Here is a 12,566-nt window from a genome sequence, read left to right on the forward strand (position 1 = left end):
AAGTGTTCGCAATTGATTGAAACTCAGGTGTATGCAAGGGTGTCAAAGCCCCGGAGGAACACCCTTTTCTGAACAGGACATAGAATGGAAACGGAAAAAGAGTCTGAAATATGGTACGCCATGCGTGCCACGTACCGTAGAGAGCCTGATGCTATGCGTCTTCTTGAAAAGGAAAAAATGGGTTGTTTCATTCCCATGCAATACAAGATCAGCATAAAGAAAGGTAAGAAAGTCCGGGTTCTGGTTCCTGTTGTCCACAACCTGCTTTTTGTTCATGCCCGTCCTTCGGATGTGAAGCGCATCAAATCACAGGTAAGCTATTTGCAATACATTACGGATACCCGTAGCGGTCAGAAGATTATTATCTCCGACAGTGAAATGCAACGTTTTATTGCTGTAGCCGGTACTTACAATGACCATCTCATGTACTTCCAACCTGATGAGCTGAATTTGTCCAAGGGCACGAAAGTCCGTGTCATCGGTGGTGACTTTGCGGGACAGGAGGGTGTTTTCCTGAAGGTGAAGGGTGCCCGTGACCGCCGTGTGGTTGTCGAGATACAAGGTGTCATTGCCGTAGCCATGGCCACCATCCATCCGGACCTGATCGAAGTAATCAAATAATTGGCTGTTGATAATCAATGATTGCTCGTTGACAGTTGATAAATCATAAATCTGAAATCATAAATAAAAATAACTATGTCTCTTTCTGAAGAAACACTTGCTCTTCAGCGTGCAGCGCACGATCTGATGTATTTAGGTATGGACGGGAATCCGGTTTATAGCGACGACCTTTCCCGCCGTAACGGTGAAGTTTATCGCCTGACTACTGCTTTGTATAATTCCGGTGCCAAAGGTTCCACAGTGGAAGAACAGGCGAACGTTTGTCTCGCTCTTCTGATGGGCTATAGTGCCTCGTTCGTAGATCACGGTGAGAAGCAGCGGCATGTTCAGGAGGTGTTAGATCGTTGTTGGGACATTCTTGAGGTTCTTCCCGCTTCGTTGCTGAAACTCCGTCTGCTCACTGCCTGTTATGGCGAGGTGTTTGATGAGCCTTTGGCGGATGAAGGTCGTACTATCATTGCTTCCTGGGATTCCACATTACTCACTGTTGAACAACAAGAAGCTATTGAAGAGTTTCAGAATGTGGTAGATAATTCCTATCCTTGGGAGTATATTGACGAATAAGAATAATACAATTGGCGGATTCTTTAAGACATAAAACCATTCATGGTGTTGGGTGGAGCTTCATTGATAATATATCCAATTCCGGCATCACTTTTTTGGTGGGACTTGTACTAGCCCGTTTATTGACTCCCGAAGAATATGGTATCATGGCTATGATTGCTATTTTTATAGCAATTTCTAACTCCATTATAGACAGTGGTTTCTCTAATGCACTGATACGAAAGACACGTATAGAACGAGTTGATTATAGCACTGTTTTCTATTTTAATCTGACAGTCAGTATTCTTATTTATGCACTACTATATTTAGCTGCCCCTACAATCAGTGTATTCTTTAAGGAGCCTGTTTTGCTGGCAGTTATAAGGATCATAGGCTGGGTGCTGATAATCAATGCACTTGCCATTATTCCCCGTACCCAGTTTGTAAGAAATGTGGATTTCAAGACGCAAACCAAAGTTTCTTTGATATCTTCTATTAGCAGTGGAGTAATTGGAATAGGAATGGCACTGGGAGGAATGGGAGTATGGAGTCTAGTCGGTCAACAGCTTTTCCGTCAATTTTTGAATACTTTGTTTTTATGGGTATATAGCAAATGGCATCCGGTATGGGAATTTTCTATGAAGAGTTTTAAGGAATTGTTTGGCTTTGGTTCCAAATTGTTGCTTTCAGGATTACTGGATACTATCTATAAAAATATCTACTACATTGTAATCGGACGTTTCTATACTTCTGCTCAGTTGGGGCAATATACTCGTGCAGAGCAGTTCAATATGATATTTTCCAGTAATCTTACCTCTGTTGTTCAGCGAGTCAGTTATCCGGTTTTAAGTTCCATACAGGAAGAGCCGGAACGCTTGCGGGAGGCGTACCGGAAAGTGATCAAGATTACCATGCTGATAACTTTTGCCTGTATGTTGGGATTGGCTGCGGTTGCGAAACCATTGATTCTGATTTTGATAGGTGAAAAATGGTTGCCTGCCGTTTACTTCTTGCAAATCATCTGTTTCAGCGGTATACTCTATCCGCTTCATGCCATCAACTTGAATATCCTGCAAGTAAAAGGGCGTTCGGATTTGTTTCTGAAACTGGAAATCATAAAGAAAATTATAGCTGTGGGGCCTATCGTTGTGGGTATTGCTTATGGAATTGAATACATGTTGTGGGGTAGTGTCTTGACTTCTTTTATCGCTTATTTTTTGAATAGTTATTATTCGGCTAATTTGATAAACTATCCTACAGGTGAACAGCTAAAAGACATATTACCCACTTTTCTGATTTCTTTTGTGGTGGCGGCATTTATGTGGAGTGTTTCTTTCTGGAATATTTCTGTTTACGCTCTGTTGCCCATTCAGCTTTTTGCCGGAATCTTGTTGGCGCTGTTTATATATGAAAAGTTGCATCTTGACGAGTATCTTGAAGTCAAGCAGTTGGTGCTTTCTGTATTGAAGCGTAGATAAAAATTAAATATATATTTATTGTAGTAAAAATGGAAAATAAAGTAATTACAGTTACTTCCCCATTACTTCCTTCATTGGATGATTTCATTCCTTATTTGCAGGATATATGGAATCGCAAGTGGTTGACCAATAACGGTCATTATCATCAGGAGCTAGAGAAGGCGTTATGTGAATATTTAAAAGTACCTTATATCAGTCTCTTTACTAATGGTACATTACCTCTAATGTGTGCTTTGCAGGCATTGCGTATCACAGGTGAAGTGATAACCACTCCCTACAGTTTTGTTGCTACTACTCATTCCTTGTGGTGGAATGGCATCAAACCTGTGTTTGTGGATATTGACCCTGATACTTGTAATATTGATCCTGATAAGATAGAAGCCGCTATTACTCCTAAGACTACCGCCATCATGCCTGTGCATGTCTATGGTAAACCTTGCGATACGGAACGTATTCAGGAAATAGCCGATAAATATGGTTTAAAGGTAATTTATGATGCTGCTCACGCCTTTGGTGTGGAAATAAATGGACGATCAATATTGAATGCCGGCGATATGTCAACATTGAGTTTTCACGCTACGAAGGTCTATAACACAATTGAGGGTGGTGCTTTGATTTGTCATGATGAAAAAATAAAGAGACGTATTGACTACTTGAAGAATTTTGGTTTTGCGGGAGAGACCGAGATTGTTGCTCCGGGTATTAATGGTAAGGTAGATGAGATACGTGCAGCTTATGGTTTACTTAATTTGAAGCAGGTGGACTCCGCTATTGAGGCACGTCGTCAGACAGCCATTAAATATCGAAAAGTTTTAAAGGATGTGGAGGGTATCAGTTTTATGGAAGATATGCCGGGTGTCCGTCATAATTATTCTTATTTCCCCATTTTTGTAGATACCGAGAAATATGGCATGACACGTGATGAACTTTATTTCAAGATGAAAGAGCAAAACGTGTTAGGGCGTAGATACTTTTACCCGTTAATTAGTGAGTTTTCTACATATAGAGGATTGGAATCTGCCAAGCTTGAGAATTTGCTGGTATCACATAAAGTAGCAGATAGTGTGATATGTTTGCCGATGTATCATACATTGAGTGAGGAAGAAATAAATAGAGTAATTAAATGTATTGTAGATGAATAAAGAAATTTATATATTAGGAGTAGGACATAATACTTCCGTTTACATCGATTTGGCAGAAGCTTGTGGGTATGAAATTAAGGGATTATATCACTATAATGGTGACAGAACTGGTGATATAGAACATGGATATAGAGTGTTGGGCTCTTTTGACGATTTGTTTTCACTACCCTCTTTAGTCGGAATGAATTTAGCCTTGAGTCAAGGAGATAATGCTATTCGTTCACAATTGTTTGACAAAATATTGCAGAAGGGGGGGAGAGTACCTTCTCTCATTCATCCAACAGCTCAAGTTTCTAGATTTGCACAATTAGGTAATGGAGTAGTCATTCATATAAATACTGTTGTACATCCAGATGTTATCATAGGAGATAACTCAGTTCTGTCGTATAATGTATCAATATCCCATTCTACAACGATCGGTAATCATTGCTATATTGCATTTGGAGCCATGATAGGTGCCTATGTAACTATTGCAGATTTTGCTTTTATTGGTATTGGTGCTAATATAATAAGTGGAAAAGTTGATACGATTGGTTATAATGCTTATGTAGGTGCTGGTGCCTTAGTGACTCATTCTGTAGAAAAAAATACTGTTGTTGCAGGGGCTCCTGCGAGAATTATTAGAGTGAAGTCATAATATAAATATTAAGGGTTTTACTTGATAATTTATTTCACTTTAAATAATTCTGTAAACTGCCGAAAAAATAAAAATACTTCATGTTTTCCTGGATGATAAATTCTTTAATTTAGTTTCTGATTTTTTTATGCTTTGAATGGAGTTGAGAATTTGTATTGTTATACTCACAAATATAAATGTAAAAATAGATGGATGAAAAAGTGGAAATAAACAAAGAAGAGCGACCATTGATGGTCACCATTCGGTGTATCACGTACAATCATGAGCCTTATATTCGTCAATGCCTTGAAGGTTTTATAATGCAGAAAACTAATTTTCGTTTTGAGGCTATTGTGCATGACGATGCTTCAACTGATGAAACAGCGAAGATAATACGTGAGTATGCAGAAAAATATCCGGATATTATAAAGCCTATTTTTGAGACCGAAAATCAATATTCAAAACTCGATGGTTCTATACAACGCATAATGAGTGAACATATTCATGGGAAATATGTAGCGATGTGTGAAGGTGATGATTATTGGATTGATCCATTAAAGTTGCAAAAGCAAGTGGATTTCTTGGAAAGTAATCCGGAGTATAGTATGTGTGCTCATAATGCTTTTGTTTTTTATCAACAAAAGAATGATGTTTGCCTTTTTAATAAAACTTCTTATAGTGGAGAACTGCCGGTACATGATGCTATTCATGCTTGGAAGATTCCGACTGCGTCTATATTAGTATTGTCAGAAGTAGCTAAGGAATATCCTTCTTGGCTGGCGGTGATATATAGTGGTGATTATTCTTTAATTTTAAGAACTTTGTTAAAAGGAAAGATATACTTAATTAGTGATATAATGTCTGTTTATAGAATTAGTTATGTTGGTTATAGTGCATCTGCCTTGTATAAAGGAAAAAATATATTTATGTTGGAACAAAGGCTAATTTTACTGGAAAGTTTTTTACGAGGAACAGGCGGAATGTTTGCTATGGAGATTGAAAGTAAAATATCTTCTTTAAAAGAAGAAATTGTTTTTCAAGAATGTAAGGACAATCGCAAAATACTTCGCCTATTGTTTACTCCTATATTCTACAAGAAACTCTTAAATAAAATTCGTAGAAAATGTTAGTTAGTGCTGTTCTGACATTTGCTTTTTGGTGGACTGTATTATTGAGAATGATAAAAAAGAAAGGTTTTACTTCATCAACCTTCTTAATATCTATTTATACGTTGTCTTTTTTATGTTCAGTATTGCTTATTATTTTGGAGTTTCAACAGAAGAATCCTAAAATAGATAACTATTCTTTTGGATATTTATTTTTGACAGTATCTCTTTGGTTATATTTATACCCATTTATTGAAATTAATGATTCTAATTTTGAATATCTTAGAATTCCGAGTAAAAAAATAATAAAATGTATTTCTGTTATACTTTCAGTATGTTCTCTATATTCAATTGTTTTTTATTTGCCTGTTGCTTATAAAATGATTGCTGTTGATATAGCTGATATCGCAAATGTTCGATCTATGGTAACAACTGGAAATCATCCGTTTATAGAACCTAGTATAAAAAATGGCTTAGCCAAATTATTTGCTTTTTTATATAACCTTCAACTAACTCTTTTTTTTATTAATTTAATCATAGATAAAAAGATACGTTTTTTTTCTTGGGTAATTTTATTTTCTAGTCTGTCATATCCTGTTTTTGTTCTTGCTTTTATGGGAAGGGATGGAATTGTCTTTTGGATTTTTTCTTTTATTTTTTCATTTTTGTTGTTTCGTAAATATTTGCATAGTGGAATATTAAAAACACTGAAAAAAATTACAGTTGTTATATTTTCTTTTTTTCTTTTCTTCTTTTTAATTATTTCTGTGGGAAGATTTTTAGTTGCAAATGAGGATGCTATGCAGCTTTTTGAATCATTGTTATCGTATATAGGGCAGGGACCAATTAATTTTGCAGAATACTATTATATTCCTAATATGATTTCTGATGGAGGTCAATCTTTATTCTTGCCTTTGGTAAAGGATGTAGATCTTAATTATAAAAACCAAGTTGATAGTTTGCTGTATAATTATGATATTGTACCGTGGATATTTAAGACATTTATTTCTTCAATTTATACAAGCATTGGCTCACTGTTTTTATTAATATTTGGATTAATATTGTTGTTTGTATATAAATATTCATTTAAGGAAAAGAAAAAAGGAGTTTTATCTTTTCCTTTTGTACTAGTTTACACTGTATTTTTTACAGTATATAGCCAAGGGGTTTTTTATTTGACTTATTATCATAATATTGCTCATCTGAGTGTATTACTCATTTTTTTATTGGCATTGTTTTCATCCATAGGCTCATCTGTAACTATTAAATTGTAAAATATGAAATTATTATATATTGGTTGCTTTTGTGAACCGTCAACAGAGCGCCTAATCGGTAGTCGAACTCGCATAACGATTAGCACAACAACTTTTCAAAAAGCCCTTTTACAAGGTTTTAAAGAGTTGGAAAACAAACTTGATTATATAGTGAATGTTCCAGATATTGGAAGCTTTCCAATGCGTTGTTCCAATCTTTTTTTCCCTCGATCTGAATTTGAATATGCTTCGATGAAAGGCGTAAACGGGGCTTTCCTTAATTTTACTTATCTAAAGAAATATAGTATTTATCATTCCATTATTAAGGAAGCTTCTAAATGGTTGGACTCACACAACGGAGAAAAAGTAATGATATTGGTTTATTCTATGATTTACCCCTATTTAAAGGCTGCCATTGATTTAAAACATAGGTATCCTAACGTGAAAGTAAGTTGTATCGTTTTGGATTTGCCTGAATATTTTGGAGATAATACATCTTTTCTTTATAGGGTGTATGGCAAGGTTACTACGAATCGGATTTATACGTTAGTTCCCGAAGTTGATTCTTTTATTATTCTTACAGAGTATATGAAAGATAAATTGAATGTTGGTACTCGACCTTGGTGTCTGTTGGAAGGTGTGTATAACCCCATAGAAGTCGCTTCTCAAAAGAAAAGGAAGAAAACAATTCTCTATACAGGTAAACTGGATGCTCGTTTTGGCATTCGTGATTTGATCGAAGCTTTTAAAAGGATTGACGATGAAGAATTCTCATTGTGGATATGTGGATTGGGCTTAGATCAGGCTTTTGTGGAAGATGCTGTAAAAAGCGATTCTCGTATAAAATATTGGGGACTTGTGGAGCAAAAAAGAATTTTTGAAATGCAACGAGAAGCTACATTATTGGTTAATCCTCGTAAAGGTGGAGCGGAATACACAAAGTATTCTTTCCCATCGAAGACTATGGAATACATGGCTTCGGGTACACCGACTGTTATGTATAAGCTACCAGGACTTCCTGTTGATTACGAGGAGCATTTGGTGCTAATGCCAGATAATTCGCAGGAGACATTTACTGCTATTTTAAAAGAATGGGGAAGCAAAGAGCAGGCTGAACTAGATGAATTTGGCAAACATGCAAGACTGTTCATATTGAAGAATAAGAATTCTGAAATTCAGGCAAAGCGATTAATGAATTTTTTGTGTACAGATCAAAAATGAGAAAAAGGGTTTTATTTTATTCAAGTGTGAAATCTATTGAGTTGCTCAAGACTCAAAAATTTTATCAGATAGATATTGCTTTGCTGGAGGATTTGGGATATGAAGTCTTATTATCTCACAAGATATTGGATAGTCTTTTGTTTTGGAAATATGATATTCTATTTTCTTACTTTTATAAATACTCGTTTTTTGCTGCATTATTGGCAAAATGTTTTTGGAAAAAGACTTATTTTACTGGAGGTGTTGATGCTTTGGATGCAAATTATGCTTCTACTCGTAACTATAGGATTCAAGTGTTGTTTTTTAAACTCTGTTATTGGGTTGCCAATTCTTGCATAGTCGTGTCGCAATCTGATTTGAAGAATATCACTCAAATACTTTCTTCAAAAAAGAAATTAAGTTATAGTGAGCATGCGATAGATACAAAGCAGTTTTTTTCTGATGCTCACAAAGATAAACTGTTTACGACAGTTGTATGGATGGGAGGAGAAGGTAATGTGAAGAGAAAGGGAGTGGATAGAGCTTTGAGAATTTTTGCTGAGTTAAAGAAGATTCCTGCATTTTCCGATTACCGATTTATTATTATGGGGCGGAAAGGAGAGGGGACAGCTTTTGTTCAATCTATAATTGATAAATATGGTTTGAATGATTCTGTAGAATTGACCGGAGAAGTGTCCGAAGAAAGGAAGATAAGCTTTTTGAAGCATTCCGAATATTATTTTCAACTTTCATTATATGAAGGTTTTGGGTTGGCGGCGTTAGAGGCTTTATGTGCCAATAATGTTTTAATCCATTCAGGAAAGGGTGGTTTGGATAATCCTATTTATAAGACTCAACTATTATTTGATATAGATAATGACTTTGATAATGAGTTGTTAAATTTGATTAATAAGTTAACATCCTTGAAATCAATGAATTTAACTGATGAGAATCTGAAATATTATGATATTCAGAGAAGAAAAGAGGATTTTGAGGCCATTATCACACACAATAATCGAAATTATCAATTGAACTAATTTTTTTGATTTGTAATAGTCAAGTAGTGGCGGGGTAAGTAGTGAACAACTCTGTTAAGCGCCAACTCATTTTCACGTAACCACTTATTTCTCGATTACTACTATAGAGCATGAATTTTAAAGTTAATATAAAGTGTTATGTCAATATTTAAAAACAAAGTTTTGTTGATTACTGGAGGTACAGGTTCTTTTGGTAATGCCGTACTCCGTCGTTTTCTTGACAGCGATATCAAGGAAATTCGTATTTTTTCGAGAGACGAAAAGAAACAGGATGACATGCGTCATCACTTGCAGAATCCTAAAGTGAAATTCTATATTGGCAATGTCCGTGACCGTCAATCTGTAGATGGAGCGATGGTGGGCGTGGACTATGTGTTTTCCGCAGCTGCCTTGAAGCAGGTGCCCAGTTGTGAGTTCTTTCCATTGCAGGCCGTACAGACCAATGTGATTGGTACTGATAATGTGTTGGAATCTGCTATAGCTCACGGTGTGAAAAACGTAGTTGTGCTTAGTACGGACAAGGCCGCCTATCCCATCAATGCTATGGGTATCAGTAAAGCAATGATGGAAAAGGTAGCTATTGCTAAAGGTCGTGCTTTGGGTGATGAAGCAGGGACTACCATTTGTTGCACCCGTTACGGAAATGTAATGGCAAGCCGTGGTTCTGTGATTCCTCTGTGGGTGGAACAAATTAAAAACAGTAAACCGATTACGATTACAGATCCGAATATGACCCGTTTCATGATGACGCTGGATGATGCTGTGGATTTGGTAATCTATGCATTTGAGCATGGTCACAACGGAGACTTGTTTGTTCAGAAGGCTCCGGCTGCCACATTAGATGTTTTGGCTCAGGCCTTGAAGGAAACATATGCGCGGCTAAAACCTGAATATGGCGATACGGAAGTGAAAAATATTGGTACACGCCACGGTGAAAAGCTGTATGAGACTCTGGTAACCCGTGAAGAGATGTCTAAAGCCATTGATATGGGTGAGTATTATCGGATTCCTTGCGATACCCGTGACTTGAACTATGATAAATTCTTTACGGAAGGTAATGAGGATATTGCTCGGATAGAGGATTACCACAGCCACAATACCGCTCGCCTGGATGTGGAAGGTATGAAGAAACTTCTTCTGAAACTTCGCTTTATTCGCGAAGATCTCGGACTGGAGGAGAAGGTGAAAACTACGGAAATAAAGAGTGAATAAGTTATAGAATTGTTTTATGAAAATTTTAGTAACCGGTGCTCAAGGGTTTGTCGGCCGGAATTTAGTATCGCAATTACATAATATTCAAGAAGGGAAAGCCCGTAATTATGGAATATCGGGTGAAAGCCTGACTGTCTATGAGTATGATTTGGATAGCGATCCTTCCGAACTGGATATTTATTGCAAACAAGCAGATTTTGTGTTCAATTTGGCAGGTGTCAACCGCCCGAAGGACGAGGCAGAGTTTATGAAAGGAAATTTCGGTTTTGCCTCCACATTGCTTGATACGCTGAAAAAATATAATAATACGTGTCCGGTGATGATATCATCTTCCATACAGGCTGCCCAGGACAATCCTTACGGTGAATCGAAACGTGCAGGAGAACGGCTGTTGTTTGATTATAGTAAAGAAACGGGTGCAAAGGTGCTGGTATACCGTTTCCCGAATGTTTTCGGTAAGTGGTGTCGTCCCAACTATAACAGTGCAGTGGCTACATTCTGCAATAATATCGCTCATGATATACCCATTCGGGTTAATGACCCTTCGGTCGTGATGAACTTGGTATATATAGACGATGTGGTGGACGAATTGATTTCAGCATTGAAGGGCAAAGAGCATTATGTGGAGGAGTATTGTACAGTGCCTGTGGTGCATACGATAACTCTTGGTGATATTGCGGAGCTGATAAAATCGTTCAAGCAGATGTCCGATACTTTGGCGGTACCTGATTTGAGCGATGCTTTTACGAAGAAACTTTATTCTACCTATCTTTCATATTTGCCAAAAGATAAATTCTGTTATCCTTTGAAGATGAATGTGGACGATCGTGGCAGTTTTACTGAAATTATTCGTACTGCCGACCGTGGACAGTTCTCGGTGAACATTTCCAAACCGGGCATCACGAAAGGACAACATTGGCATCATACCAAGAACGAAAAGTTTGTGGTGGTGAGCGGACATGGGCTGATACAGCTACGAAAGATTGGAACGGAAGAGGTGGTGAACTTCGAAGTGAGCGGTGAAAAAATAGAGGCGGTAGAGATGATTCCCGGATATACACACAATATAGTTAACCTTTCTGAAACGGAAGATTTAGTGACTTTTATGTGGTGCAACGAATGTTTTGACCCGGAACATCCGGATACTTATTTTGAAAAAGTTTAAAACAATGGATATAAAATTGGATTATTCTGATATCAAGTTTCAGGAGAATGGTAAGCTGAAACTCTTGATTATAGTAGGCACTCGGCCTGAAATTATCCGTTTGGCGGCCGTCATCAACAAGTGCCGTAAGTATTTTGACTGTATTCTGGCGCATACCGGACAAAATTATGATTATAATCTGAATGGTGTGTTTTTCCATGATTTGAAGCTGAAAGATCCTGATGTGTATATGGATGCAGTGGGGGATGATCTTGGTGCCACAATGGGGAATATTATCAATGCCAGCTATAAACTGATGGTGCAAGTTAAGCCGGATGCTGTATTGGTATTGGGTGACACTAATTCCTGTCTGAGTGTGATAGGTGCTAAACGCCTTCATATCCCCATCTTCCACATGGAGGCTGGTAACCGTTGCTTTGACGAGTGTCTGCCGGAAGAAACCAATCGCAGGATAGTGGATATTATTTCAGATATGAACCTTTGTTACTCGGAACATGCACGCAGATACCTGAATGCTTCGGGGGTGGCAAAGGAGCGCACATACGTGACAGGTTCTCCTATGGCTGAAGTGTTGCATGAGAATCTGGAAGAGATCAAATCTTCGGATATTCATAAAAGACTGAACTTGGAAAAAGGACGATACATCTTGCTTTCTGCCCATCGGGAAGAGAATATTGATACAGAGAAGAATTTCTTGTCGCTTTTTAAGGCAATAAATTCGATGGCGGAGAAATATGACATGCCGATTCTTTACAGTTGTCATCCTCGTAGTAAGAAACGGTTGGAGGCGAGTGAATTTGAACTTGACAGTCGGGTGATTCAGCATGAGCCACTCGGTTTCCACGATTACAACTGTCTACAGATGAATGCATACGCTGTGGTATCGGATAGCGGAACACTGCCGGAGGAAAGTTCTTTCTTTACCTCTGTGGGGCACTCTTTCCCGGCAGTCTGTATCCGTACCAGTACGGAACGTCCGGAAGCGATGGATAAAGGCTGTTTTATCTTGGCAGGTATTGATGAACAGTCATTGTTACAGGCGGTTGATACGGCTGTGGAGATGAATAAGAATGGTGACAATGGGTTACCTGTACCAAATTATACCGATGAGAATGTATCGACTAAAGTTGTAAAGTTGGTTCAGAGCTATACGGGAGTGGTGAATAAGATGGTTTGGAGAAAATTCTGATTAT

Annotated in this window: 12 protein-coding genes; all 12 read left to right on the forward strand. The window is 37.5% G+C overall.

Translation table 11 applies throughout. The features are described 5' to 3' along the window. The first annotated feature begins 84 nt into the window (after nt 1-84). The 12 genes from BUC01_RS12815 to wecB all read left to right on the forward strand — a co-directional run bounded on the left by BUC01_RS12815 (nt 85) and on the right by wecB (nt 12,562). On the forward strand, nt 85-621 hold the full coding sequence (locus BUC01_RS12815) for a UpxY family transcription antiterminator (RefSeq protein ID WP_073313895.1): 537 nt from the start codon (nt 85-87) through the stop codon (nt 619-621). A gap of 75 nt (nt 622-696) precedes the next feature. Continuing rightward, a complete protein-coding gene (locus BUC01_RS12820) occupies nt 697-1,185 on the forward strand; it encodes a UpxZ family transcription anti-terminator antagonist (protein ID WP_073313897.1) in 489 nt (162 codons plus the stop codon). 11 nt (nt 1,186-1,196) lie between these two features. After that, nucleotides 1,197-2,642 carry a lipopolysaccharide biosynthesis protein gene (locus tag BUC01_RS12825; protein ID WP_073313899.1) on the forward strand — a complete coding sequence of 482 codons (1,446 nt, stop codon included), beginning with the start codon at nt 1,197-1,199 and terminating at the stop codon, nt 2,640-2,642. A 29-nt stretch (nt 2,643-2,671) separates the two neighbouring features. After that, nucleotides 2,672-3,784, forward strand: coding sequence for a DegT/DnrJ/EryC1/StrS family aminotransferase (locus tag BUC01_RS12830; RefSeq protein WP_025835967.1), 1,113 nt, complete (start codon nt 2,672-2,674; stop codon nt 3,782-3,784). Further along, nucleotides 3,777-4,421 (forward strand): PglD-related sugar-binding protein, encoded by a 645-nt coding sequence (locus tag BUC01_RS12835; RefSeq protein ID WP_073313901.1) that lies wholly within the window; start codon nt 3,777-3,779, stop codon nt 4,419-4,421. The genes BUC01_RS12830 and BUC01_RS12835 overlap by 8 nt, the downstream gene beginning before the upstream one ends. Nucleotides 4,422-4,609: 188 nt before the next feature. After that, the gene (locus BUC01_RS12840) at nt 4,610-5,530 is read left to right on the forward strand and encodes a glycosyltransferase family 2 protein (RefSeq protein WP_051568883.1); all 921 of its coding nucleotides are present in this window, start codon (nt 4,610-4,612) and stop codon (nt 5,528-5,530) included. Then, nucleotides 5,524-6,780, forward strand: a complete 1,257-nt coding sequence (locus tag BUC01_RS12845; protein ID WP_073313903.1) for an oligosaccharide repeat unit polymerase — start codon at nt 5,524-5,526, stop codon at nt 6,778-6,780. The genes BUC01_RS12840 and BUC01_RS12845 overlap by 7 nt, the downstream gene beginning before the upstream one ends. 3 nt (nt 6,781-6,783) lie before the next feature. After that, a complete protein-coding gene (locus tag BUC01_RS12850) occupies nt 6,784-7,980 on the forward strand; it encodes a glycosyltransferase family 4 protein (RefSeq protein WP_025830629.1) in 1,197 nt (398 codons plus the stop codon). Beyond that, nucleotides 7,977-8,996 carry a glycosyltransferase gene (locus tag BUC01_RS12855; protein ID WP_073313905.1) on the forward strand — a complete coding sequence of 340 codons (1,020 nt, stop codon included), beginning with the start codon at nt 7,977-7,979 and terminating at the stop codon, nt 8,994-8,996. The genes BUC01_RS12850 and BUC01_RS12855 overlap by 4 nt, the downstream gene beginning before the upstream one ends. A 138-nt stretch (nt 8,997-9,134) precedes the next feature. Beyond that, entirely contained in the window at nt 9,135-10,208 is a 1,074-nt protein-coding gene (locus BUC01_RS12860; RefSeq protein ID WP_025830630.1) for a polysaccharide biosynthesis protein, read from the forward strand. A gap of 16 nt (nt 10,209-10,224) precedes the next feature. Further along, entirely contained in the window at nt 10,225-11,373 is a 1,149-nt protein-coding gene (locus BUC01_RS12865) for a capsular polysaccharide biosynthesis protein CapF (protein ID WP_025830631.1), read from the forward strand. Between the two features lie 4 nt (nt 11,374-11,377). Next, entirely contained in the window at nt 11,378-12,562 is a 1,185-nt protein-coding gene (gene wecB / locus BUC01_RS12870; protein ID WP_025830632.1) for a non-hydrolyzing UDP-N-acetylglucosamine 2-epimerase, read from the forward strand. The last annotated feature ends 4 nt before the right edge of the window (nt 12,563-12,566 follow it).

It is taken from the genome of Bacteroides stercorirosoris (genome assembly GCF_900142015.1).
Taxonomy (GTDB): domain Bacteria; phylum Bacteroidota; class Bacteroidia; order Bacteroidales; family Bacteroidaceae; genus Bacteroides; species Bacteroides stercorirosoris.

Coding starts and splice junctions, on each gene's coding strand:
- BUC01_RS12815 (WP_073313895.1), top strand. CDS start 85: ATGGAAACGGAAAAAGAGTCTGAAATATGGTACGCCATGCGTGCCACG.
- BUC01_RS12820 (WP_073313897.1), top strand. CDS start 697: ATGTCTCTTTCTGAAGAAACACTTGCTCTTCAGCGTGCAGCGCACGAT.
- BUC01_RS12830 (WP_025835967.1), top strand. CDS start 2,672: ATGGAAAATAAAGTAATTACAGTTACTTCCCCATTACTTCCTTCATTG.
- BUC01_RS12835 (WP_073313901.1), top strand. CDS start 3,777: ATGAATAAAGAAATTTATATATTAGGAGTAGGACATAATACTTCCGTT.
- BUC01_RS12840 (WP_051568883.1), top strand. CDS start 4,610: ATGGATGAAAAAGTGGAAATAAACAAAGAAGAGCGACCATTGATGGTC.
- BUC01_RS12845 (WP_073313903.1), top strand. CDS start 5,524: ATGTTAGTTAGTGCTGTTCTGACATTTGCTTTTTGGTGGACTGTATTA.
- BUC01_RS12850 (WP_025830629.1), top strand. CDS start 6,784: ATGAAATTATTATATATTGGTTGCTTTTGTGAACCGTCAACAGAGCGC.
- BUC01_RS12855 (WP_073313905.1), top strand. CDS start 7,977: ATGAGAAAAAGGGTTTTATTTTATTCAAGTGTGAAATCTATTGAGTTG.
- BUC01_RS12860 (WP_025830630.1), top strand. CDS start 9,135: ATGTCAATATTTAAAAACAAAGTTTTGTTGATTACTGGAGGTACAGGT.
- BUC01_RS12865 (WP_025830631.1), top strand. CDS start 10,225: ATGAAAATTTTAGTAACCGGTGCTCAAGGGTTTGTCGGCCGGAATTTA.
- wecB (WP_025830632.1), top strand. CDS start 11,378: ATGGATATAAAATTGGATTATTCTGATATCAAGTTTCAGGAGAATGGT.